The sequence below is a fragment of the Streptomyces sp. NBC_00271 genome (genome assembly GCF_036178845.1).
GTDB lineage: Bacteria > Actinomycetota > Actinomycetes > Streptomycetales > Streptomycetaceae > Streptomyces.
In genome coordinates this window covers 1,782,163-1,804,280 of record NZ_CP108070.1, presented here as the reverse complement: position 1 = coordinate 1,804,280, position 22,118 = coordinate 1,782,163, and the positions used below count along the sequence as shown (strand labels likewise).

At 69.5% G+C, this 22,118-nt stretch carries 23 protein-coding genes and 1 pseudogene; 12 read left to right on the top strand and 12 right to left on the bottom strand.

The window, feature by feature from the left end; all coding sequences use genetic code 11:
* Window positions 1-23: 23 nt before the first annotated feature.
* Together OG798_RS08605 and OG798_RS08600 are read left to right on the top strand one after the other, a co-directional pair.
* Entirely contained in the window at window positions 24-815 is a 792-nt protein-coding gene (locus tag OG798_RS08605; RefSeq protein ID WP_267060857.1) for an SDR family NAD(P)-dependent oxidoreductase, read from the top strand.
* Between the two features lie 283 nt (window positions 816-1,098).
* The gene (locus tag OG798_RS08600) at window positions 1,099-2,634 is read left to right on the top strand and encodes an aldehyde dehydrogenase family protein (protein WP_328756735.1); all 1,536 of its coding nucleotides are present in this window, start codon (window positions 1,099-1,101) and stop codon (window positions 2,632-2,634) included.
* A gap of 363 nt (window positions 2,635-2,997) precedes the next feature.
* Here the strand turns inward: OG798_RS08600 and OG798_RS08595 are convergent, their stop codons facing one another.
* A complete protein-coding gene (locus OG798_RS08595; RefSeq protein ID WP_267060855.1) occupies window positions 2,998-3,294 on the bottom strand; it encodes a DNA-binding response regulator in 297 nt (98 codons plus the stop codon).
* Between the two features lie 45 nt (window positions 3,295-3,339).
* Here OG798_RS08595 and OG798_RS08590 point away from each other — a divergent pair.
* Window positions 3,340-3,843: pseudogene (locus OG798_RS08590) on the top strand (LuxR C-terminal-related transcriptional regulator); the annotation flags it as partial.
* A gap of 153 nt (window positions 3,844-3,996) precedes the next feature.
* On the opposite strand, the gene OG798_RS08585 reads toward OG798_RS08590, so the two are convergent.
* Both OG798_RS08585 and OG798_RS08580 read right to left on the bottom strand, forming a co-directional pair.
* Complete coding sequence (locus tag OG798_RS08585) at window positions 3,997-4,356, bottom strand: hypothetical protein (RefSeq protein ID WP_267060854.1); 360 nt, start codon at window positions 4,354-4,356, stop codon at window positions 3,997-3,999.
* A gap of 24 nt (window positions 4,357-4,380) precedes the next feature.
* Window positions 4,381-4,530 (bottom strand): helix-turn-helix domain-containing protein, encoded by a 150-nt coding sequence (locus tag OG798_RS08580; protein ID WP_267060853.1) that lies wholly within the window; start codon window positions 4,528-4,530, stop codon window positions 4,381-4,383.
* 135 nt (window positions 4,531-4,665) lie between these two features.
* On the opposite strand from OG798_RS08580, the gene OG798_RS08575 reads away from it, so the two are divergent.
* Complete coding sequence (locus tag OG798_RS08575; protein ID WP_168489259.1) at window positions 4,666-5,250, top strand: TetR/AcrR family transcriptional regulator; 585 nt, start codon at window positions 4,666-4,668, stop codon at window positions 5,248-5,250.
* A gap of 10 nt (window positions 5,251-5,260) precedes the next feature.
* Here OG798_RS08575 and OG798_RS08570 read toward each other — a convergent pair whose 3' ends face one another.
* Window positions 5,261-6,961 (bottom strand): FAD-dependent monooxygenase, encoded by a 1,701-nt coding sequence (locus OG798_RS08570; RefSeq protein WP_267060852.1) that lies wholly within the window; start codon window positions 6,959-6,961, stop codon window positions 5,261-5,263.
* A 141-nt stretch (window positions 6,962-7,102) separates the two neighbouring features.
* Entirely contained in the window at window positions 7,103-7,444 is a 342-nt protein-coding gene (locus tag OG798_RS08565; RefSeq protein ID WP_267060851.1) for a hypothetical protein, read from the bottom strand.
* 92 nt (window positions 7,445-7,536) lie between these two features.
* Here OG798_RS08565 and OG798_RS08560 point away from each other — a divergent pair, with 92 nt between their 5' ends.
* From OG798_RS08560 to OG798_RS08535, 6 genes are all read left to right on the top strand, one after another.
* Window positions 7,537-8,181: a VOC family protein gene (locus OG798_RS08560; protein ID WP_267060850.1), complete on the top strand. Its 645-nt coding sequence runs from the start codon at window positions 7,537-7,539 to the stop codon at window positions 8,179-8,181.
* Window positions 8,178-9,017, top strand: coding sequence for a fumarylacetoacetate hydrolase family protein (locus OG798_RS08555; protein ID WP_267060849.1), 840 nt, complete (start codon window positions 8,178-8,180; stop codon window positions 9,015-9,017). Before OG798_RS08560 ends, OG798_RS08555 begins: the two co-directional genes overlap by 4 nt.
* 88 nt (window positions 9,018-9,105) lie before the next feature.
* The gene (locus OG798_RS08550) at window positions 9,106-9,849 is read left to right on the top strand and encodes a hypothetical protein (RefSeq protein WP_266421312.1); all 744 of its coding nucleotides are present in this window, start codon (window positions 9,106-9,108) and stop codon (window positions 9,847-9,849) included.
* Window positions 9,850-9,945: 96 nt separating this feature from the next.
* The gene (locus OG798_RS08545; protein WP_267060848.1) at window positions 9,946-10,935 is read left to right on the top strand and encodes a hypothetical protein; all 990 of its coding nucleotides are present in this window, start codon (window positions 9,946-9,948) and stop codon (window positions 10,933-10,935) included.
* Window positions 10,935-12,038, top strand: coding sequence for an alcohol dehydrogenase catalytic domain-containing protein (locus tag OG798_RS08540; protein WP_328756733.1), 1,104 nt, complete (start codon window positions 10,935-10,937; stop codon window positions 12,036-12,038). The genes OG798_RS08545 and OG798_RS08540 overlap by 1 nt, the downstream gene beginning before the upstream one ends.
* Window positions 12,039-12,103: 65 nt before the next feature.
* Window positions 12,104-12,991 carry an SDR family oxidoreductase gene (locus OG798_RS08535; protein ID WP_267060846.1) on the top strand — a complete coding sequence of 296 codons (888 nt, stop codon included), beginning with the start codon at window positions 12,104-12,106 and terminating at the stop codon, window positions 12,989-12,991.
* 200 nt (window positions 12,992-13,191) lie between these two features.
* Here OG798_RS08535 and OG798_RS08530 read toward each other — a convergent pair whose 3' ends face one another.
* The 4 genes from OG798_RS08530 to OG798_RS08515 all read right to left on the bottom strand — a co-directional run bounded on the left by OG798_RS08530 (window position 13,192) and on the right by OG798_RS08515 (window position 15,065).
* Complete coding sequence (locus OG798_RS08530; RefSeq protein ID WP_168489250.1) at window positions 13,192-13,365, bottom strand: hypothetical protein; 174 nt, start codon at window positions 13,363-13,365, stop codon at window positions 13,192-13,194.
* Window positions 13,366-13,857: 492 nt separating this feature from the next.
* Window positions 13,858-14,112, bottom strand: coding sequence for a hypothetical protein (locus OG798_RS08525; protein WP_328756732.1), 255 nt, complete (start codon window positions 14,110-14,112; stop codon window positions 13,858-13,860).
* Window positions 14,113-14,151: 39 nt separating this feature from the next.
* Entirely contained in the window at window positions 14,152-14,301 is a 150-nt protein-coding gene (locus OG798_RS08520; protein WP_328756731.1) for a hypothetical protein, read from the bottom strand.
* 164 nt (window positions 14,302-14,465) lie between these two features.
* Window positions 14,466-15,065, bottom strand: coding sequence for a TetR/AcrR family transcriptional regulator (locus OG798_RS08515; RefSeq protein WP_267060843.1), 600 nt, complete (start codon window positions 15,063-15,065; stop codon window positions 14,466-14,468).
* Between the two features lie 114 nt (window positions 15,066-15,179).
* Here OG798_RS08515 and OG798_RS08510 point away from each other — a divergent pair, with 114 nt between their 5' ends.
* Window positions 15,180-16,001, top strand: coding sequence for an alpha/beta fold hydrolase (locus OG798_RS08510; RefSeq protein ID WP_323138695.1), 822 nt, complete (start codon window positions 15,180-15,182; stop codon window positions 15,999-16,001).
* A 92-nt stretch (window positions 16,002-16,093) separates the two neighbouring features.
* A complete protein-coding gene (locus OG798_RS08505; RefSeq protein WP_267060842.1) occupies window positions 16,094-16,465 on the top strand; it encodes an antibiotic biosynthesis monooxygenase family protein in 372 nt (123 codons plus the stop codon).
* A gap of 381 nt (window positions 16,466-16,846) precedes the next feature.
* On the opposite strand, the gene OG798_RS08500 is transcribed toward OG798_RS08505, so the two are convergent.
* From OG798_RS08500 to OG798_RS08490, 3 genes are read right to left on the bottom strand one after another with little or no spacing between them, the layout of a single operon-like run.
* Window positions 16,847-18,508, bottom strand: a complete 1,662-nt coding sequence (locus OG798_RS08500; RefSeq protein WP_267060841.1) for a (2,3-dihydroxybenzoyl)adenylate synthase — start codon at window positions 18,506-18,508, stop codon at window positions 16,847-16,849.
* Window positions 18,498-20,558, bottom strand: coding sequence for an acetate--CoA ligase family protein (locus OG798_RS08495; protein ID WP_328756730.1), 2,061 nt, complete (start codon window positions 20,556-20,558; stop codon window positions 18,498-18,500). The genes OG798_RS08500 and OG798_RS08495 overlap by 11 nt, the downstream gene beginning before the upstream one ends.
* Complete coding sequence (locus OG798_RS08490) at window positions 20,555-22,108, bottom strand: FAD-dependent monooxygenase (RefSeq protein WP_328756729.1); 1,554 nt, start codon at window positions 22,106-22,108, stop codon at window positions 20,555-20,557. The genes OG798_RS08495 and OG798_RS08490 overlap by 4 nt, the downstream gene beginning before the upstream one ends.
* Window positions 22,109-22,118 lie beyond the last annotated feature (10 nt).

Sequence of the window (22,118 nt, the reverse complement as noted above, 5' to 3'; positions counted from 1 at the left end):
AACGGTTGAGGCATGCTCAGCGTATGACTCGCACGATCGCTCTCATCACCGGAGCTTCCTCCGGCATCGGCGCCGAATACGCCCGTCTGCTGGCGGATGACCACGACCTCGTCCTGGTGGCGCGCCGTGCGGACCGGCTCGGCGACTTCGCAGAGGAGCTCCGCGCCCGGGGTGCCGCCGTGGAGGTGCTGCCCGCCGATCTCGGCACCCACGAGGGCATCACCGCTGTCACCGGCCGTCTCGCCGCGGGGGACGTGCGCCTGCTGGTCAGCAACGCCGGCGCCGGCGGCTACGCCCCGCTCGTCGACGTCGACCCCGCCGACATCGACCGCCTGCTCACCCTCAACGCCGTGGCCCCCATTCAGCTGGTCCGCGCCGCGCTTCCCGGAATGCTCGCCGCCGGAGAAGGCGCGATCATCACGGTGGCCTCGCTGCTGGCCTTCAGCGGCGGCCTCAACGATCCCCGCGCACCACGACGCACTCTCTACGCGGCGGCGAAGGCCGCCACCGTCGCCTTCACCCGGACCCTCACAGGTGAGCTCGCGGACACGCCCATCCGTACGCAGCTGCTGCTGCCCGGCGTCGTGGCCACGGAGTGGAACGAAGGCGTCGGCCGCGACATCCCCTGGGCGATGCCCCCGCAGGACGTCGCCTGGGCCAGCCTTGCCGGCCTGCGCCTGGGGGAGACCGTGTGCGCACCCGGTCTGGAGAACCAGGCCGCAGCCCTTGAAGCCCTGCTGGCCGCGGAGTCCGCTCTGCTCACCGGCGGCAACCAGCCCACCCCCGCAACTCGCTACCGCGGCCCGCACGCGTAGCAGCGGGCGTCTCCTCGGCGCTGCTCCCGACCCGGCCACGGGTCGCCCTCCCAAGGCTGCGCTACGCCCGTCCGTCGAGGGTGCCTCCCGATCCGCGGCCACCCTTGCCCAACTGCCGAACGGGGCACGGCACACGCTCCCCATGACCTCCACCATGCAGTCCTCCACGTCGGCCCGCGCCGACTGCCCTCCAGCGGCCACTCGTGCCGAAGACCGCCTCCGCCACCGCCCTCACCCACGGTGTGTCTCATTCGGGCGGGCGGAAGAAAGTTAGGGAAGACCTATGACCGACAACATTCCGACGATCACCCGTGACGGCGTCATCGGGTACGACGCGACCGAGATCGTCACCATCGACCAGGCCACCGGAGCCGAGTTCGCCCGATATCCCGTGGCCGGCAAGGAAGAGGCTGCCGCGGCCGTCGCCGCCGCACGCTCAGTCACCGGGGCCTGGTGGGACCTCGGCTTCGAGGGCCGTGCGGAGCGGCTGCGTGCGTGGCGGCGGCAGATAGCTTTGAGCGGTGAGGAGGGCGCCGCACTCATTCACGCCGAGAATGGCAAGCCCCTCGACGACGCCCGCGTGGAGGTGCTCGGGACTCTCGAGCACCTGCAGTACGTTGCTGACAACGCCGCGCGGGTCCTGGAGCGCCGGGAGGTTCCATCCAGCCCCACCACGCCCAACCAGCGTGCGTGGGTCGAGTACCAGCCCTACGGCGTGGTCGGCGTCATAGGCCCGTGGAACTTCCCCCTGCTCACTCCCGCGGCCATCCTCGCCGATGCGCTCGCGGCCGGGAACGCCGTCATCCTCAAGCCGAGCCAGATCACGCCCGGCGTCGCCGAATGGCTCATCCGAACCTGGCAGCGTGCCGTACCGGAACTGCCGGCCGTCCTGCAGAACCTGAACGGATACGGGGCCACGGGTCAGGCGCTCATCGAGGCCGGCCTCGACAAGCTCGCGTTCACGGGCAGTGTCGCCACGGGCCGGACGGTGGCCGCCCAATGCGCGCAGACCCTGACCCCCGTTCTGCTGGAACTCGGCGGAAAGGACGGCGTCATCGTCGCCGAGGACGCCGATCTGGACGAAGCCGCCGCTCACATCGTGTGGGGCGCGATGCAGAACACCGGACACGGTTGCATCAGTCTCGAAGTGGCCTATGTCGTCGAGTCGGTGCACGACGAGTTCGTCGAGAAGATCAGCGAGCTCGCCGGGCAGGTACGCGTCGGCAGCGACGAGGACGCGGAGATCGGGCCGGTTCCGCTGCCGAGCCAGACCTCGATCATCCGGGAACACATCCAGGACGCCCTGGAGCGCGGCGCGACAGCCACCGTCGGCGGCCTCGACGCGGTGGGCGACCGCTATGCCGCGCCCACCATCCTGGTCGGTGTGGCCCCCGACGCCCTCGCGGCGACGGAGGAGACGTTCGGGCCGACGCTGGCGGTCGTCAAGGTCGCCGACGCCGATGAGGCCGTCGCTCACATCAACGCCGGCCGGTACGGGCTGGGCAGCGCCGTCTTCAGCCGCGACCGCGGCGAAGCCATCGCTCGTCGCCTCCGCGTGGGAATGACCAGCATCAACGATGCTCTGGTGTTCTCCATGAACCCCGCCGTGCCGTTCGGCGGTCGGGGCGACAGCGGTTACGGGCGCAAGCAGGGGGAGGAGGGACTGCGGGAGTTCGCCTACGCGCACTCCTTCACCGCCAAGACCGGCCCCGCCCGGTTCTCCGCCTCGACCTTCGGCAGGCCCGCGGGTGCCATGGCGGGAGCCCTCGCCGGCGCCCGTAACAGGATCCTGGCCGAGAGCGGCGAGAAGTCGGACTGATTCAACTCACGGGCGCCCACGGACGTTCCGGACCGAGCCCGGCCCGCCGTACGTGCCCTCACAAGGCAGGCCATCGGCCTGCCCGGCACCCGGGTTCGAGACGTTGCACCGTCTTGGACCCGGGTCCCGGACGCCGCGCCGATGTCGGGGCGCATGGGAGAGCTGCGGCGCGCCGGGCGCGGGTGCGAGCGGTGAGCGATGGATGGCCGCCGGGCATGCGGCCGCCTGGCGATGGTACGGAGCGCTGGACCGGACATCGGAGGATGCCGGGCCCAAGGCAGCGTCGACTCCTATCAGGCGGGGGCCCCGCCATTTCGCCTGAACCTCGACGCCCGACCCCCTTCGGTCCGGGCCTGGGCCCGCTCACCCGCGGGTCAGGCCCAACTTGCCCGCGCGCACCCCGGCCTGGAAACGTGAGCCCGCGTCCAGGGCGACGAGGAGTTCGGCGACTCTGCGGCGGTAGGTGCGCAACGAGATGCCCAGTTCGCGTGAGGCTGTCACGTCGCTCATTCCAGAGCCCAGTGCGTACAGCACCTCGCGGGCTCGCGCGTCGATCCGGGGCCGGTTGGGGTCGAAGAAGGCCGCCAGTTCGGTGGCCGTCTCCCACGCGGCTTCGAACAGCGCGTACGCCCCGCTGACCAGGGCGGGTTCGGCACTCATCGTGTACTTACGGTGCTGGGGACCGAGAGCGGACGAGGCTGAGGACGCATGCCCGGCAAGGACGGCATAGAGGCCACCCGCCGCATCGTCGCCGCCGGTGACCGTTCACGCGTCCTCGTGCTCACGAAGTTCGACCTCGACGAGTACGTCCACGCCGCCCTGCGGGCCGGCGCGAGCGGCTTCCTTCTCAAGGACGCCCGCCCCGAGGAGCTCCTCGCCGGGATCCGCGCGGTCGCCGTCGGCGACGCTGTCATCGCGCCCGCTCTCACCCGCCGCCTCCTTGACGAGTTCGCCCAGTACGTCCCCTCCCACAGAACTGACCCCTCCGAGGACCTGAGGCTCACCTCCCTGACCGACCGTGAGCGCGAGATCCTCGTGGCCGTCGGCAAGGGCTGGACCAACGGGGAGATCGCTGCGCGGTTCGTTCTGTCCGAGTTCACGGTCAAGACGCATGTCGGCCGTGTCCTGGCCAAGATCGGAGCCCGCGACCGCATCCAGACCGTGATCTTCGCCTACGACCACGGCCTCGCCCGGCCCGCCGTGGACTGAACCGGCGAGCGGCCGCCGCCTGTGATCCGGAACCCCGTCACGTCGAGGGTGATGGGGCTCGCGCTCATCGGACGATCCGGTATGGCCTGCCGCACCACCGGAAAGATCGTCGTCACGCCGTAACCCATCTCCGTGAGCTCATACGGACCCATCTCAGGAGCCCGCCCGCGCGATGACCCCTTCCAGCAGGAATCGGATCAGCTCGTGGGCGGGGCGCTGACGGGAGCGGGGCACATTCGCGCCTTCGAACACGGCGACGGTCAGATCCGCGATCATCTCCCTGTCCACTGGGTGCGGGCACCGGTCGAGCACCTCGCACACCATCGACCGCATCCAGTGCAGGAACCGCTCGTGGACCTCCCGCACGACCGATGAGTGGTCGAGTCGCTCGTGCGAAGCCCGATGCAGCGAGCGGAAAGTACGCATGTCCGCGAGGCGCCAGGTCAGCGGATCGCGGTCACGGAATTCGCTGTCCAGCGCCTGGATCTCGTGACTTAGCACCCCGTCCATCACCGCGGCGAATATGTCACTCTTTAGTCAGTAATACCCGTAGACATTGCCTCGGGCGACACCTGCTGCCGCGCTGATGTCCGCCATCGCCGTGCCGGCATAGCCGCGGGTCAGGAACAGTTCCGTCGCGGCGGCGAGCTGCTCCGCGGCACGATCCTCGCGCTGAACGCGCCGCATCTTCCCCGGTGAAGGATCTCCAGAGACTCCTCGCCGGGGGCCGGTGGGCACAGCACTCCTTCCTCCTGAGCAGGGCGCGGCCTGCCGGGTGTCTACACTCACTTGAGATGTGGTGAACTCATGGGAGGAGTCGGGATGCCGCGGAACCGCCAACAGATCCCCCGGGAGGAGCGCACGGGTGATCTGCTAGCCGCGGCCACCGAGCTCTTTCTCTCGAAGGGCTACGACAAGACCACGATGGCGGACATCAGTTCCGCCGCAGGCGTGGCCCGGGGCAACGTCTATTGGTACTTCGACTCCAAGGACCACATTTTCGCCGCCGTCATGAACCGCATGCTCAGTCGCGAGATCCGCATCCTCAACGAGGAGCAGGCCGGTGCAGACCCACTGAGCCGCCTGGTGCGCGGGCTGTCCGACATGCGCTATTCCCGTCCGCTGCACCAGGCCATGCACGACCGGCTTCCTCATTCGGAGGCAGTCCGCGAGGCCCACAACACCTTCCTGAACTGGATCGTGGGACTGGTCGACGAGCTCATGGCCGAGCACGGCCTCGATCACGCTCCCGGCGTCGATGCCGCGCTCGTCCGCGATGTCGCGGTCGCCGTGTTCGAAGGGGCGAACGTGCCCAACGACCGGAACAGGCCGGCCCACGAGATGATCCGGTTCCTGATGGAGTCCGCCCTGGCCAGGAGTTCGGGGGCCAAGGGGCGGGAGCGCTGAGAGCGGTAACTCAGACGAGGTGAGTACCGACTCCCGCTGATACCGTCCGCGCCGCTCCGGGCGCTTTCGCGTCCGGAGGCGGGACCGTCGCCCCGCGCAGCATGTCGAGCACAGCGACGGGATCCGCGGGAGCCTTCCGGCCCCGCCAGCCGACGTGGCCGTCCGGGCGGACGAGGACGAGTGGCCGCTCGTACAGCTCTGCGGCGGCCGGGTCGGCGAGGCGCAGCACCGTCAACGGCACATCACACCGGCGGGCGGCCTGCACCAGCGGCGTCGGGTCCGCGGAACCCGAGACCACGAGCGTGAACCCGCGCCCGAAGTGGTCGAGCACCGAACTGCCGTCGGGCAGCCAGACGTGCGGTGCGCGGCAGCCGGGCCACGTCGACGGTACGTATTCGTCCGGCTCGTCGGGCGGTTCCGGGCTGCCGTCCGGCACGCAGATCGGGGAATCGCCGTAACGGTATCCGAGCTGGACGCCCGTGCAGCGGAACTCCTTGGCCCGGGACCGGCGGATCTCCTCGCCCAGCTCACGTCGGAGCCGTTCGCCTTCCGCGTCCATGCGGTCGAGCACCGGATCGGGGACGAGTCGCGCGTCGGCCCTCCAGTTGCTGGAGGCTTCCGTGACGTTGCGGACGGCGACCGGCCGCCGCTCCTTCTCGTAGCTGTCCAGGAGCGCCGGGCCTCCCCATCCTTGGAGGGTCGCGGCGAGCTTCCAGCCGAGGTCCACGGCGTCGCCGATCCCGGTGTTGGCGCCGAAGCCTCCCTTGGGCCAGAGCAGATGCGCGGCGTCGCCCGCGAGGAACATGCGCCCCTCCCGGTAGGTGCGGGCCACGACGCAGTGTCCGCTCCAGGGCTGCGCTGCGAGGATCTCGACGTCGATCGGCGCACCGACGGCGTCGCGTATCCAGGCGACCGCGTCGTCGGGGTCGGGCTCCTCGTCCAGGTAGACCGAGAGCCGCCACTCGTCCACGCCGTTGACGACCGTGATGTACGGCCTGCGCACCGACGACAGGGTGTGGATCTGCACCGCTGGGCCGCCCAGCCGCTCCCGCAGCAGGTCCAGCAGCTGCGGCGAACGGAAGTGCACGGCGAAGTTGTGCCCCTGGGCGAACATGCCCTCGAACTCGATGCCGAGCGCCCGACGTATGGCGCTGCGGCCTCCGTCGCAGGCCACCAGGTAGGTGCCGGTCAGCGTCTCCGTGGCACCGCTCGCCAGGTCGCGCACCACGGCCAGGACACCCTTGGAGTCCTGTTCCATCGTCTCCAGGCGGGTGCCGTACCTGATCTCGACTCCTGGCAGTTCACCGGCTGTGCGTGCGAGCAACGGCACGAAGGAGAACTTGGACAGGAATGCGGGACCCTCCGGCGTCAGCGGGTTGTACACGCCCGAAGACCGGTTGGTGACCCCGTAGTCGAACTCGGTGAGGACGTGCCCGGTGGCGGAGGTGGCGAACACTGTGCGGTGCGGGTAGTCCGGGGCCGGTGCCGACTCCGTGCGTGCCTCTTCCGCGCAACCCCAGCGCCGCAGGTGTTCCATGGTGCGTGAAAATATCGCCTCGCCTGCCGGAAAGGGCACGCGGCCGTCGCCCTGATCGATCACGGTGACCGGTACACCACGCCACCCCAACTCGATCGCGAGCGCGAGGCCCACGGGCCCCGCTCCTACGACTAGGACGCGCCGAGATTCGGCTCTTTCGTGCTGGTCAGACATAGAAGATCTGCCTTCCTGAGCAAGGGTCGGACCGCTCATGGTCCTACCTCTTGAACCGGGGTCAGAATTGCACGCGCATGTCGATGTATGGAAGACCTGGAAAAATACAAGACTTTTGACCGATCGTGTGCGGTGCTACGCTCATCTCAGGTTCAAGAGACAGGGAACGTCATGGTGACACCTGCTGATTAAGACGATGCCGGGAGCAACTGCGTGGCTCTGGTTGTCGGCTGCCACCACGACATCGACAGAGGCTGGGCCACTGCCGGGATCGACGTGTTCGCGGACGATGCCGAATTCGAGGCCCACGGCAGGGCCTTCCGTGGGCGCAGTGCAGACCGTCCATGTGCTTGCCAATGAGGTCACCACGGTCCAGGCCGGCGGCCCCACGGTGAGTCCGTCCAGTTGCAGGCGCTGATCCTGCTGCACGTGCGGCAGCCCGATGGCGCCTATGTCCCGGACGGCGTCCTCAACACGACCCACCGGTTCCGCCGTACCGGGGGCCAATGCCGCATCGCGCGCCGCGCCTCAAGGCCGCTGCACCCCACCGTTTGACGGGCAAGGAGGCCCTCACGATGACGACGACCCCCCGGGCCGAGGCCGGGACAGTGGCCGGCGGGACGCAAGCCGTCGCGCTGCAGCTCTCCGAGCTGGTGCTCAAGACCGCGTGCTACGACGACATGGCCGCCTTCTACGCTCACGTTTTCGGGCACGGCCCGTTCTACGAGCGAGCCCCTGACCCGGACGCCCCGCCGCGTCCCGCAGGCATGCCCGAGCGGGCGGTCGACGTCCGGCTGGGCTTCTTCCGTATCGCAGACGCCCCGCACAGCCAGGTTTTCGCCCTGTTCGGCGTCGAAAGCCTGAGCGAGACGGAGTCCTCCGGGCCCGGTCTGCACCACTTCCAGTTCGGCGTCAGCGGCTTGGGCGACCTCATCTCCCAGCACGAACACATGGCCTCCATCGGCGTGCGCCCGCACCGTGCGGCCAACCACGGACAGGCCACCAGCTTCTATTACCGTGACCCGGACCGGAACATCGTCGAGTTCTCCTGCCCCAACTTCACCACGGTCGAGGAGGAGGTGGCCTTCGTGTCCGGGCCTGTCTTCGCCGCGAACCCCTCCGGGCTGGAACTGGACCCCGACCGCTTCGACGCCCGCTTCCGCGCCGGTGACTCCGAGCGCGAGCTGCTGCGTCTCGACAACCGGGCGGTGGCCTTGTGACCAGGCTCGTCAGCGCGGTCAAGGGAATCGGCAGGCTGGAGGACGACGGCGAGACCGTCGCCTTCGTCGACGTCGATGCAACCGGCGTCGGTACGGCTCTCCAGGGCGGCCTCGACCTCGGCACCCTGGCCACGGCCGCGGTCCGCGACCGGGTGCCCACGACGCAGACCCAGTTCCTCGCTCCCGTCCCCCGTCCCTCGAAGATCTGGGCAGTGGGCTACGCGTACGCCGACCACCGCACCGAGGTGGCCTACAACGGCGTCGCGGAGGAGCTGGTCGTCTTCCTGAAGGCGCCGTCCTCGGTCATCGGCACGGGCGAGCGGATCCGCTTCCCGAAGGCAGCCCCCGACGAGGTCGACTACGAAGGCGAGTTCGCGGTCGTCATCGGCCGACGCGCGACCGACGTGTCCGAGGCGGAGGCGTACGCGTTCGTCGCCGGCTTCACGATCGTCAACGACGTCAGCGCCCGTGACGTGCAGAAGGGCCGCATCCCCGGCCGGGCGGCCGATGTCACCGCCGCCAAGAGCTTCGACACTTTCACCCCCATGGGGCCGGCCCTGGTCACGATCGACGAATTCACCGAGCCCGACGACCTGCGCCTGCGCACGTGGGTGGGTGGCGATCTGCGCCAGGACGCACGCACCTCGCAGCTCATCCACCCTGTTCCAGCGCTGGTCTCCTATCTGTCTCGGCAGACGACCCTTGAACCCGGCGACGTGATCAGCACCGGAACCCCGGCCGGCGTAGGCCACAGGCGGGGACTCTTCCTGCGGTCCGGCACCGAGGTGTGCATCGAGATCGAAGGCATCGGCACCCTTGTCAACACCTGCGCTTGATCGACCGGGCGCGCCGGGGGCGGCATTCCAGCCGGAGGAACGGCCCCTTCACCACACGATTCCGGCAGGCTATGGAGGACATGACGACATGAGTACACAAGCCAAGGACAGCTTCGGTGGCGGAGACCCGTGGGGATACATCCAGCCGTGGGACGAGGAGCGTTTCGGCCCGGAGATCCAGGACGTCAACCTGCGGGCGAAATGGGAAATGGCCATGGCCATCGCCGGTGGCCTGCCGTATATCTGGCAGGAGCTGGCGCGGCCGATTTCCGAGATTGTCTACGGTCTGCTCGAACTCCGTGCCGGAGACCGGGTTCTGCTCATCGGTGAGGGCATCGCGCCCTCCGGATGGGTCGAAGACATGCGGGCCTTGGTGGGGCCGGAGGGCGTCATCGACACCGTGGAGATCATCAAGGACGGACGAAACGCGGTCCTTGGCAAGGTCCCCGGTCGGAACGGCCAGATCGGCTGCTGGCGCTGGTCGTACACGGACTCGGTGGACGACGAGGCATACGATTGCGTCGCCGTGTTGCAGGCGACCCAACACTGTGACGACTGGGCCGAGACGGCTGCGGACCTGCTGCGGGTGATGAAGCCCGGCCGGCGCATCGTGTTGGCCGAATCGGTCCTTAAGGGAGCGACGTTCTTCTCCCGTATCAACTCCGACGTCCACCTTCGGCAGTGGTTCGACAAACTCTTCGCGCACGTCCCCGTGGACGACATCCCCTACTACTCCGGAGAGCAGATCCGCGAGGCGTTCGGGGACAAGGTCGACAGTCCTCAGCTGTTGGAATGGAAGGGCATCGAGATGTACTGGGGCCGAAAGAGGTGACCACTGCCACGAGCTTCAGGCAACAGGCTGCGGCACACATTCCCTCCCCGTCACCCGAGTCGATCCACTCATTCACCCAAGGACAAGGAGGTCCCCGTGAGTGTCGTTGAAGACGTCATGGTCTTGGGCTCCGACCATCCCTTGCGCAGCATCGTCCGCGACGAGCACCTGCTTCTCTCGCCGCCGCATCCCCCGAAGGTGCCCGTCCAGTTGTGGGGGGAGCACCCGCCGCTGACCGTGGTGCACTACCCGCAGCAATACGAGCCGGAAGCATTCGCCCCGCCGCGCGGCGTCTACGAGAACGACGAGATCCGCGTCGAGTGGCAGAAACTCGACGGCCGGCAGCCGTTCTACCACCGCAACTGCGACGTCGACGAGATCTCCTACCAGATCGGCGGCGAGCGGACGCTGATGTCCGAGCTCGGCGTGATCGAGTTCCAGCCCGGCGAGTTCTCCCGTATCCCGCGCGGCGTCGCCCACGACAACTACGGCCGCGAGGACACCCACCTGCTGTTCTACATCCCCGCGCCGGTTACCGAGCTGGCGCCGGCCCAGCGGGAGTCCGGGGCCGTGTTCCCGCCGTTTCCCGGCTGGCAGCCCGGCGAGGCCAACGAGGCGATCACTCAGTGCATGGCCGCGGTCGGCCACGACATCACCGTCTTCGGGGTCGACGAACAGCTCCTGCTCGAGCAGGTGCACCAGGAGGACCGGCGGATGGCGGTGCTGCGGGCCGATCCCGGTCAGGACATCACCTGGCTGTACACGACAGATCGCATCCGCCTCGGCATGGTCGCCACCATTCCCGGTGGACAGCGCCGCTACCGGCGCACCCTCGACGCCGACGAGATCCAGTACCAGGCCCATGGTCACCGCACGCTGATCACCCAGCGGGGCATCGTCGACCTCCAGCCGGGCGACTTCGTGCGCATCCCGCTCGGCATCTCCCACACCAGCGTCGTGACCGAGCCCGGTGACTACGTCAGTCTCCTCTCGCACCAGGAACTGCCCCAGGTCGCCGAGACCACGCGTACGGCGGATGCCTACACCCCCGAACTTCTCCCGAGCCTCACCGTGGAGGTCCGCTGATGGCCACGATGCTTGCCCTGCGAGCGCACCAGGGCGCCGAAGCACTCGTCCTGGAGGAAGTGCCCGTCCCCGAGCCAGGTCCGCACGACGTGGTCGTGAAGGTCGCCTCCGCCGGCCTGGCGCCGGGCATCATGCGCCTGCTTCGGATGGGAGCGCTCAAGCACCTGCCCACCACACTCGGCCACGAGGCCGCAGGCGTCGTCTCCGCCGTCGGCCGCGACGTCACCGGCCACGCGGTCGGCGATCGAGTGCGGGTGCACCCCCTGCTGAACTGCCGTGAGTGCGAGTACTGCCGTACCGACCGGGACATGATGTGCGCCCAGCAGGCCATGCTCGGCCACGCCGCCTTCGGCGATGCCCCGATGCCCCTGTACGAGCAGTACCACGACGGCGGACTCGCAGAATACGTCCGTGTCCCGCACTGGCTGACCGATTCCCTGCCGGACTCCGTCGGCTTCGACGTCGCGGCCAAGGTTCAGGATCTGGCCAACGCCGTGCGCGCACTCAAGTGCGCAGACCTGCCGGAACGGGCCACCCTCGTGGTCACCGCGGCGACCGGCACCATGGGAACCGCGACGGTCAAACTCGCGGAGCATTTCGGAGTCGCCCGTCTGATCCTCGTCGGCCGCGACAGCGAGCGCCTCCACCGCGTCGCCGGGCTCGCCGGCGGCGTACCGGCCGGTGTCGTCGCACTCGACGAACTCCCTGAGAACTGGTCGACCGACGGCACTCTCACCCGTCGGCTGCGCGAGCTGGCGCCCGAGGGAGCCCATGCCGTCATCGACTTCATCCCGGAGGGTCCCGCCCTCGGCCAGACCATGGCCGGCATGGCCACCGGCGGCACACTCGTGCACATGGGCGGTAACTCCACCCCGCTGTCGCTCCCCGCCATCGCCCTGATGATGCATTGCTGGCGCTTCGTCGCCACTCGCGCGTGCACCCGCCAGGACACGACGGATGTGCTGCGTCTGCTCGCGACGGGCGCCCTCACGGCCGACGAGCTCATCACCCATCGGTTCCCGCTCACCGAAGCGCTCAAGGCCATGGACGCCATAGAGCAACGGGTCGACGACCCGATGTGGATGACCGTGATCAATCCCTGAACGGACGCACGAGCCTGTCACGACTCTGAGAAGTCGCCGCAGAACTGCGAGAGGAAGCCGGGAACGTGTCCGAATCACAAGCCGTACGCAGTCAGGAGCCGCCCCTGATCGCGGTGATCGGGGCGGCCGGGCTCTGCGGTACGTACGTGCTGAAGGCCGCGCTGCGAGCTCCATTCAGGGTCCGGGCCGTGGTGCACGGCCCGGCAGGGCGGGAACGAGTGGCTGCCCTGGGCCTGGACGACATCGTCGAGGCCGACCTGGCGAAGCCGGACAGCATCCGTCAAGCGCTGGAGAACGCGGACTCCGTGTTCATGATCCCGCCGGCGTTCCACCCGGAGGAAGACGTGCTCGCGATGAGGGCGCTCGAGGCGGCTGAGCACGCGGGCGCCCGCCGGTTCGTGTACCTGTCTGTCCTCCACCCCCACACCCCAGGGCTGCGCCACCACTTGCGCAAAGCGAACGCCGAGGCCGCCGTGCGGGCCTCGCGGCTGAACTGGACGATCCTCCAGCCCTCGATGTTCGCGCAGATCGTCCTGTCGACGTGGGGGAGGGCTCCGGCCGGCCCCGTCGGGGTGCCGTTCAACGTCGACAACGTGTTCTCGTTCATCGACTTGCGCGACCTCGGGGAAGCCGGCGTCAAGGTGCTTGCCGAGAAAGTCCACGACTCGGCGACCTACGAACTCGCGGGACCCGCCCTGACGTTGGCCGAGGCGGTGCGCTTCGCCGGGCGTGCGCGAGGAGTGGATCTGGAGGCGAGGACGGTGGACTGGGCGGACGCACCGCTCCCGCCGGGAGTGGCCGACTCTGCCTCCCGGGCCTCGGACATGCGCGCCATGTGGCAGGACTACGACCGGCACGGCCTGCGCGGCAACAGCAACGTCCTGCGGATGCTGCTCGGCCGTGTACCCGCGTCCTTCATGGAAGCGGCCACCGCGTTCGCCGCGAGAGACTGAGCGCCCCGACGCAGTCGTGGGGTGCCGGCCAATGGAGGGGAGACATCTCACGCAGGGACAACGGAGAACCACCACCGCGCTGACGGCTGGTCGGTATGCGACGGACAAGCGGCCGGGGCGCACCACCGTGTCGGGTTCGCGCGCCCACCGGGTGCGGCGGGCGGGCGGGTGGCAGCGGCTGCGCCCCCATGCCTACGCGTTCAACTGCGTGGGGAGCTGACAGGCCGTAGGCCATGGAGGACGGTGTCGACGATCTCTTCGGGCAGTCCATCCGGGAGGTCGGGGTCGTGGCGTACGAACGTGCGGATGAGCAGCGGGCCGACGAACATGTCGATGGCCAGTTCCAGGTCGATGCCCGGCGCCGAGGAGGCCATAGCGCTTGAGGTAGTCGTTGTACACGTCGGGGGAGTAGTGCGCGTGGGTGTCAATGCGCCAGTTGCCCTTCGGCAGCCCCGGCCCGGACGCTGCCGCCTCCGGACTGGCCATGGCAGCAGGCACCGTGGCCGCAGCCGCCGTGACAAGCGCCGCGGCCGATGCTCCTTCGATCATCCTTCGACGCGAGATGTTCCGTCGCAGGTTCATTTCCGGTTCCCCTCTTCATTCTGTGTGCGAGTCAGGTCGTGTGTGCGTGCGTCACGGCGCCGTCGCCAGCCCGGCAGGGCCTGCGCAGAAGGGCGATGGTCCCCGCGATGGTGGAGACCGCTCTCTCCTCGGGCTGGCGTGCGCGCGGTCCAGGCCGACCGGGGAGCGTAAGCGGCCAAGTCGCTCCTCGGCCTGGCCGGTTGCCGCCAACAGGCCGGTCCGGCGCTCAGGCGTGGGAACCCACGGCGCCGACGTAGCCGCGTAGGCTGGCGGTCACCGGTCGGCTAGTGGAGCGGACCCGCGAGCAACGCCGCCGGCCCCGCCGCCGCTGCCCCCACCCAGGTGAGCAGGCCGGCGGTTCCTCCATGTAGCGCGTCATCGCCGAGCTCGTGTCCAGCGGGCTCCACGTGCCTGGCCGACCCCATACCAAGGAACGCGCTCACGACGGAACCGGACAGCGCGGTGCCGACCGCCGAAGTCAGGTGCCGCACAGCAGGGTGGTCGACGTTGTCCACCGGCGGGACGAGGAGTACGTGCATGACCGCCAGACAACAACCGCCTCATAAAGCACGTACCACTCAGCACATGAAGCCGATCGCCTGAGCGACGCCCGTGCCTTCGAGAACTTCGCACCGGTGCAGGGTCTCGCTCAGGTCGATGGTCGACCACACCGGCTCGGCCAACCAAGGGTCGGCGAGCATGTCCGCGAGGACCTGACGGCGCTCCACATGCGGACCGGGGCAGCTGGCCGGCGGTCATGCTGGGTGTGGAGCAGCGCCCGGCACCAGGCGGCGAGGCTCACGCGGCAGGGGCGGCGATGACGGGTTGACACGAGTCCGGTTTCGCTGCCTGTACGCGGTTGTTCCTCTCTGTAGAGAGCTTTCGGTGATTACTACCGGGAGTCCTGCGGTGCCTCGGCAGGCTGCAGCGTGGTGAGCCATTGGGCGACCACGGCGTCGATGAAGGCGTCGGTGACCTGGCCACGGTCGAGGAAGAGGCGGGCGAGGACGGGCCCGTACAGGAGGGTGAAATCGTCGTCGCTGATCTGGATGCCCGAAGGCTCCAGCAGCTTGTTGAAGCCGACATAGCGGTCTTCGCCGATGCGGACGAGCGCCCGCGCACTGTCGGGGTCGTGGTCGGCCTGGGCGGTGACGGCCAGGGCCGCGGCTCGCACGGCCGGCACGCTGACGCCGGCGCGCAGGCTCTTCAGCCAGGCGGTGGCCACCTCACGCACGTCGCTGCCCGGTTCGGGGTAGGTGCCGAGGTCGGGGCCTTCGAGGACGAGGTCGAAGAGCAGCGCGGCCCTGGTGGGCCAGTGCCGGTAGAGGGTTTGGCGGGTGACGTCCGACCGCTCGGCCAGCAGGGCGTAGGTCAGCCCGGCAGGTCCGACCTGAGGCAGCAGTTCCCGCGCGACCGCCAGCACACGATTGCGGGTGCGCTGTACGCGCGGGTTGCCCGGGGTCGGCTGACGGCGGTGGAGGGGCTGCTTCATGCCACCACCCTACCCGCACATCATACGGCGTGTGTGATTGACGTCACAGGCGGCAATCATACGCACTGTGTGATAGACCTGAGGAAGTAATCACACGCACTGGATGATTCTTGCGTGTCGACGATTCGAAAGGCAGACGCCATGTCACCCCGCAACCTCACCGCACCCACATTCGCCCGCACTCGCCTCGGCTTCGGCCCCGGCCTGCTCCTCGCCCACGGCGCCGGCAGCAGCCTGGCCGGCACCTACGGCCCCGTCCTGGAAGCGCTCGCCGCCCGCCACACCGTCGTCGGCGTCGACTACCCCGGCAGCGGCGACACTCCCCGCTCCACCACCCCGCTGTCCGTCGACGACCTCGCCGACCAACTCGTCGCCGCCGCCGACGCAGAGGGCCTCGACCGCTTCGCCGTGTCCGGCTACTCCCTCGGCGGCCCGGTCGCCATCCGCGCCGCCACCCGCGACCCCGAGCGCGTCAGCGCACTCGTCCTGACCGCCGCCTTTCCGCACCGCGACAACCGGCTCGCTCTCGCCTCCTCGATCCAGAGCAAGATCGCCGCGTCCGGCGACCGCGAGCTGCTCGCCGAATTCCAGCTCATGACGGCCCTCGGCACCCAGGCGCTGGAGTCGATGTCGGCCGAGCAACTGCAGCAGACCCTCGGCTACGTCGCCGCCAGTACGGCCGACGGCAGCTCCGAGCAGACCGACCTAGTCGGCCAGGTCGACGTCCGGGACGACCTCGCCGGCATCACGGTCCCCACGCTGGTCATCTCGACCACCGACGACCGGCTCGTCTCCAGCGACCTGCACCGCCGGCTCGCCGAGACCATCCCCGGCGCCCAACTCGCCGAAATCGCCACCGGCCACCTGCCGATGCTGGAGCGGACCGACGAGTGGCTGCAGCTCATCACCGATTTCCTCGACAAGCACAACGCCTGAACGCACACCACGGGCGGTGCCACAGGGGCCTGGCCCCTCACCCGGACCGCTCCTTGATCACAACTCACCACACACGAGTTCATGGAGGAACCATGCTCAAGTTCGGCCACCTCGACGAGTCCACCCACTTCCACGACCAGCAGAAGGAGGAGGCCGGCCCGGTCACCATCATCAACACCTTTGTCGCCCCGGAGGGCAAGGAGGATGAGGTGGTGGCCGCCTGGACGGACGACGCGGAGTACATGAAGAAGTCGGGGAGCCTCCTCTCGGTGCAGCTGTACCGGGGCATCGGCGGCAGCCGGCTTTTCACCAACGTCGCAGTCTGGAAATCCACCGAGCACCTCCGTGCAGCGCTCGGCACGCCGGAGTTCGCCTCGCATCTGGGGAGCTACCCTGCCGGTACCGTGGCCTACCCGCACCTGTACCAGAAGTTCGCTGTAGAGGGCGTCTGCGACGGGGAATGACGACCACTACTCGATTCCGGGCCGCCGTTGGCCATGCGCACGACGGGTGGCGACGTTCGGTCCCTGGTCAGCCGTGGGCTCGCGCCGACGACGCCGATCCGTGTCCTCTGACCGACCGACTGGTGCTCGAAGCACTCGGCCTGGTCCGTACAGAGAAAGACTCAGCGGCAGGACGTACGAGAGGACGCATATCGCTGGTCACCAGGACGGGGTACATCCCGCTGCTGGTCCGACGGTCGGGACGGGGCGACGGCGATGGCGGTACCTGGAGCTGTTTCCCCAGGTACCGCCAGAAGGCCGGCAAAGCCGATTGACTCCCTCCGGGGAAGCGGGAGCGTCACCGCAACGCCGCCGGCCAGTTCGCCGCCGCGGCGAGCGCCGTCACACCGCCTCGACGGAGTCCGCCTTGCCACGGACGACATCCCGCAGACGCTTCTTGTCGATCTTGCCGACCTTTGTCAGCGGCAACTCCTCCACGACCAGCAGGTCTTCCGGGAGCTTGTATCGCGCCACCTGCATCGCGATGAGGGCGGCACGGACCGATTCGAGGCTCAAGTGGGTTCCCGCCTCGACGACCACGACCGCGCACACCCGCTCCCCCAGGTCGGGGTCGGCCTTCGCGACGGCCGCGACGCGGGCGACACCGGGCAGGCGGTAGATCAGGTTCTCGACCTCCTCGGCGGAAATCTTCTCGCCGCCCCGGTTGATGAGGTCCTTGTCTCGTCCTTCGACGACGAGATTGCCCGACGGGTGCAGCCGGACGACGTCACCGGTGCGGTACCAGCCGTCGGGAGTGAACGCTCGGGCGTTGTGCTCGGAGGCCCGGTAGTAGCCGCGTGGGGTGTACGGGCCGCGGGTGAGCAGGGCGCCCATCGCGCCGGGCGGGACCGGTTCGTCGGAGGCGTCGACGACGAGGATCTCGTCGTCCGGGCACATGGGGCGCCCCTGTGTCTCGATCTTGATCTCGTCGGGGTCGTCAGGGCACGTGTAGTTCAACAGCCCCTCTGCCATGCCGAACACCTGCTGGAGCGTGCCACCGAGCACGGGTCCGGCGCGGCGGGCGACCTCCGGCGCGAGGCGGGCGCCACCCACCTGCAACAGCCGTAGTGCGGGCGGGGCGGGGTGGCGGCCGGAGGCCACCGCGTCGATCCAGCGCTGGACGACGGCCGGTACGGCGGCGGTGGCCGTCACGCCCTCGGCGGCCATCAGCGGCAGCACCTTGCCGGGCTCCGGGGTGCGGGCCAGGACGACCCGGCCGCCGTTCATGAGGGTGCCGAGGATGCCGGGGCAGGCCAGGGGGAAGTTGTGTCCGGCGGGCAGGGCCACCAGGTATACGGAGTCGGAGTCGAGGCCGCAGACCTCGGCGCTGCGGCGGGCGTTGTACTCGTAGTCGTCATGGGTACGGGTGATGAGCTTCGGCAGTCCGGTCGTGCCGCCGGAGAGCAGGAAGACGGCGATGTCGCCGCTGTCCGGGGCTGTCCGGTCGAGCCGGGCCCGTGCGGCGACCGGGTCGTCGGCCGGTTCCGCCAGGGCGCGCAGGTCCGTGGCGCCCGTGCCGACTGTGCCACCCGTGACGAGCAACAGCCGTACGCTCGGGGTGGCTTCGGCGATCTCCCGCCCCAGGGCCTGGTGGTCAAAGTCGCCGAGTCGGTCCGGTACGGCGATCGACGTGACCTCGGCATGTGCGGCCAGGTAGCGCAGTTCGTGACCGCGGTGCGCGGGCATCGCCATCACGGGAGCGATTCCGGCCCGCAGACAGGCGAGGGTGAGTGTGACGAACTCCCAGCCGTTGGGCAGCTGGACGAGCATCGCGTCACCGGGGTTGAGACCACTGTCCAGCAGACGGCATGCCAATCCGTCTGCCCTGTTGATGAGCTGACGGTACGTCAAACGCATGTCGCCGTCCACGACGGCCACCGTGTCGTCGTAGGTCTCGGCCCACTCGTGAAGGTACGAGCCCAGTGGCCTGCCACGCCAGTACCCGGCCTCGCGGTAGCGGTCGGCCGCCTCCTTGGGCCAGGGCACGAATCCCTCACGCGTCATTGGATCCTCCTTGATCCCGGGGGTCTCGCAGCAGCAGTACGGCGTCGAGCGCGACGACGTCGCCGTCGGGCAGGACGCGCAGAGGGTTGATCTCGCACTCGGCCACGGCATCGTCGGCGGCGAGGGAGGCGAGGGCGAGCAGCACGTGGGTGAGTCGCGCGCGGTCGACCGGGGTGGCGCCGCGCGTGCCGAGGAACATCTGGCGGGTGGCGAGCTCGTCGAGCATCGCGTGGGCCTCGTTCGCGGACAGAGGTGCGAGGCGCAGGGAGACGTCGCCGAGGATTTCGGCAGCCGTTCCCCCGGCGCCCAGAGCCAGCACGGGGCCGAAGACCGGGTCGCGGCGTACGCCGACGATGAGTTCGGGACCCGCGGGGGCCATCTGTTCCACCAGCAGCGCGGGGCTCGCGGGCATGCGGGCGAGGGCTTCGTCGAGCTCCTCGTGCGTGCGGATGCCGACCTGGACCCCGCCCACTTCCGTCTTGTGCAGGATGTCCGCGTCGAGGATCTTCACGACGACCGAGCCGCCGAGCTCATCGAGAGCCGCGTGCGCCGCGGCGGGGTCGGCGCACACGCGCCGTACGGGCGTGTGGATGCCCAAGTCCGCGAGGACGCCCTTGGCCGTGTGCTCGTCGACCGGCCCCGGCGGGGGCAGGGTGGGTGCACCGGGCACGGTGACGTCGGGGGCCTCCAGACGGGCTCGGGAGGCCGCGTCCTCGACGAGCGCACGCACCATCGCCGATCCCGAGGCCGGCGTGGCCGCGCAGGGAATGCCGGCTTCGCCGAGTTCACGGCGGGCCCGCCGCGCCTGCTCCACGGGTCCGCCGACGACGGCGACGAGCGGAGTGGCCGTACGGGCGGCGGTCAGCGCCGCCGGGAGGTCCACCGCCGTCGGTTCCAGCAGCCCGTACACGGCGGTGACATCGATACCGGGGTCCTCCGAGACCCGCTCCACCACCTGCGTGAGCACGGGCGAAGGCCGGCCGGTGTCGACGGGGTTGTTCAGATAAGTGAGGGCCGGAAGCAGCTCACGCAGCTCCTTCACCGTCCGTTCGACCAGCGAGGGAACCTGGATGCCGTGGGAGCGCAGGACGTCCGTGAGCAGCAGACCGGGTCCGGCCTGGGCGGTGACCAGGCCGACGCCTGCACGGGGATGCGCGGGAAGTCGTAGACGGCTGAGCGCGGTGACGGCGTCGACGAGGTCGCGCTCGTCGTCGACGAGGACTGCTCCGGCCTGGCGCAGGGCCGTCCTGGTCACGCGCCAGGAGGTGGCCAGGGCACCGGTGTGGGAGCGGGCGAAGTCTCCGATGTCGCTACGGCCCACGACCAGGGCTACCACGGGGACACGATCGGTCAGACGCCGTACCGCCTCGGTGAGGCGGCGGCCTTCCGCGGCGGTCTCCACGTGCAGGGCGACGGCCCGTACGCCGTCGTCCTCTGCAAGGTGGTCGAGGACGTCGGCCTGGGTGACGTCCAGGCTGTTGCCCAGCCCGACCCCGAGACGCAGGCCGACGCCGGCCTCGGCCAGGGCGAACGCCAGCGCGTGGTTCACGCCGCCGCTCGCGGCCACGACCGCCACCGGACCCGGTTCCAGGTCGGGCGCGCCCGGGACGAAAGTGGCCGTGAGCCGTCGGTGGGGAGCGAGGAAGCCTGATGTGTTCGGTCCGAGGACCCGGATGCCGGTGTCCCGTACCACCTCGGTCAACGCCTTCTGGTGCAGCGGGCCGTCACCCCCGGCTTCCGCGAACCCGCCGGCGCACACCAGTGCGGCGCGGGCGCCGACGGTTGCCGCCTCGCGCAGGGCGTCGGCGGTCACGGTGGCCGGAATGCAGGACACGACCAGGTCGGGTGTGATGCCGTGGGCTGCGGCGGCCTCGCCGACGGTGGGGAAGAAGCCCCGATCGGGGTCCGGACGGCCGGAGTTGACTTTCATCACCGGCCCCGGGAAGGAAGCCAGGGAGTCGGCCATCGCCGCGCCGAGCTTCCCAGGCGTGGCCGATGCGCCGAGCACGGCAATGGCTCGGGGTGCGAACAGCGCGTCCAGGGCGGTCACTTGGTGCCTCCGACGAGGTCGGCCCGGCCGGAGAGGACGAGCGTGGTCGCGGTGTCGTCGTCGTACGCGCCGACGATCGCGGCGGGCAGGCTGTGCACGAGCCGGGCCTCCTCCGCGACCAGTACGCGGGTCAGCGCCGTACCGCCGCGTACACCGACGAGCAAGGCGCCCGCCTCTGCCGTCTCACGCACCTGATCAAGGGCGAGCGGCAGACCTTTCTCAGTGTCCGGGGCGTCGATCCATACGCCCGCCCCCGACGACTGACCGCTGAAGGGGACCATCGGGATGCCGGTGCCGTCGGTCCCGGTCAGGACGTCGTCGTCGACCGTCACCCGCCGCGAGGGAAGTCGGTACGGACCGCCCCGGAAAGGCGTCTTCAGGGGCCCCGCATCGTGACAGCGCCGCCACCATCCGTCGACGCGGTCCACGTACGACGCGTCGCGCACGGCGAGTTTGCCGCGCGGGATGCTGCGGGTGAGGAAGTGGAAGGCGAACTGCGTCGGGGCGTCGAGCGTACGGACGTAGCGGCCGAAGTGCTCCCACCAGGACAGGCTGGGCCGCGCCGAGTTCTGGATCTTCTCCACCTTGGGGCGGCGGCGCTCCTCGTAGATCTCCAGTGCCTCCGGCACGCTGTGAGACGCCTCACCCAGGGCCTCGGCCAGCGCGACCGCGTCCTCCATGGCCATCTTGGTGCCGGACCCGACGGAGAAGTGCGCGGTGTGCGCAGCGTCGCCCAGCAGCACCCACTTGCCCCGTCGCCACGAACGGGCCCTGCGGGTAGCGAAGTTGGCCCAACGGGAGTTGTTGCCGACCAGCGGGTGCCCGTCGATCTGCTCGCGGAACAGGTCTTCCAGGTAGCTCTTGGTCTTCTCGTCGCTCATGCCCGGCGGGGTCGACGGATCGAAGGCGTCGAGACCGGCCCTGGCCCATGAGTCCGCGTCGGTCTCGACGATGAACGTGCTCAGCGAGTCACTGATCGGATAGGCGTGGGCGGCGAAGACACCGTGGGGGCCGTACTGGTGGACGAACGTGAGCCCGTCGAACGCGTAGGTGGTGCCGAACCAGATGAACTTCGCGCTCGCCACCTCGGCGGTCGGTCCGAAGTCGTCGGCGAACAGGGTGCGGAAGCGGCTGTTGGCGCCGTCGCACACCACAACCAGGTCGAAGTCGTCCAGCTCGGCGGGATCGCGGACCTCATTCTGGAAGCGCATCTGCACGCCCTCGGCGCGGGCCCGTTCCTGCAGCAGGCTCAGCAGCGTCTTGCGTACGACAGCCGCCATGCCCATGCCGCCGACGCGCTCCCGGGCACCGTGCACGCGGACCTCGATGTCGTCCCAGTGCCGGCCGTGCTTCTCCAGCGCCTCGCTGAGGACGGGATCGGCGGCGTCAATGGCGTCGAGTGTGGCGTCGGAGAAGACCACTCCGAAGCCGAACGTGTCGTCGGGGCGGTTGCGTTCGAAGACCACGACCTCGGCGCCGGGCCGGCTCCGCTTGAGCAGTGTGGCGAAGAACAGTCCTCCGGGACCTGCGCCGATGCAGGCAACTTTCATCGTCTTTCCT

Coding starts and splice junctions, on each gene's coding strand:
- OG798_RS08605 (WP_267060857.1), top strand. CDS start 24: ATGACTCGCACGATCGCTCTCATCACCGGAGCTTCCTCCGGCATCGGC.
- OG798_RS08600 (WP_328756735.1), top strand. CDS start 1,099: ATGACCGACAACATTCCGACGATCACCCGTGACGGCGTCATCGGGTAC.
- OG798_RS08595 (WP_267060855.1), bottom strand. CDS start 3,294: ATGAGTGCCGAACCCGCCCTGGTCAGCGGGGCGTACGCGCTGTTCGAA.
- OG798_RS08580 (WP_267060853.1), bottom strand. CDS start 4,530: ATGCGGCGCGTTCAGCGCGAGGATCGTGCCGCGGAGCAGCTCGCCGCC.
- OG798_RS08575 (WP_168489259.1), top strand. CDS start 4,666: ATGCCGCGGAACCGCCAACAGATCCCCCGGGAGGAGCGCACGGGTGAT.
- OG798_RS08570 (WP_267060852.1), bottom strand. CDS start 6,961: ATGTCTGACCAGCACGAAAGAGCCGAATCTCGGCGCGTCCTAGTCGTA.
- OG798_RS08560 (WP_267060850.1), top strand. CDS start 7,537: ATGACGACGACCCCCCGGGCCGAGGCCGGGACAGTGGCCGGCGGGACG.
- OG798_RS08550 (WP_266421312.1), top strand. CDS start 9,106: ATGAGTACACAAGCCAAGGACAGCTTCGGTGGCGGAGACCCGTGGGGA.
- OG798_RS08540 (WP_328756733.1), top strand. CDS start 10,935: ATGGCCACGATGCTTGCCCTGCGAGCGCACCAGGGCGCCGAAGCACTC.
- OG798_RS08530 (WP_168489250.1), bottom strand. CDS start 13,365: ATGGCCTCCTCGGCGCCGGGCATCGACCTGGAACTGGCCATCGACATG.
- OG798_RS08525 (WP_328756732.1), bottom strand. CDS start 14,112: ATGCACGTACTCCTCGTCCCGCCGGTGGACAACGTCGACCACCCTGCT.
- OG798_RS08515 (WP_267060843.1), bottom strand. CDS start 15,065: ATGAAGCAGCCCCTCCACCGCCGTCAGCCGACCCCGGGCAACCCGCGC.
- OG798_RS08505 (WP_267060842.1), top strand. CDS start 16,094: ATGCTCAAGTTCGGCCACCTCGACGAGTCCACCCACTTCCACGACCAG.
- OG798_RS08500 (WP_267060841.1), bottom strand. CDS start 18,508: ATGACGCGTGAGGGATTCGTGCCCTGGCCCAAGGAGGCGGCCGACCGC.
- OG798_RS08490 (WP_328756729.1), bottom strand. CDS start 22,108: ATGAAAGTTGCCTGCATCGGCGCAGGTCCCGGAGGACTGTTCTTCGCC.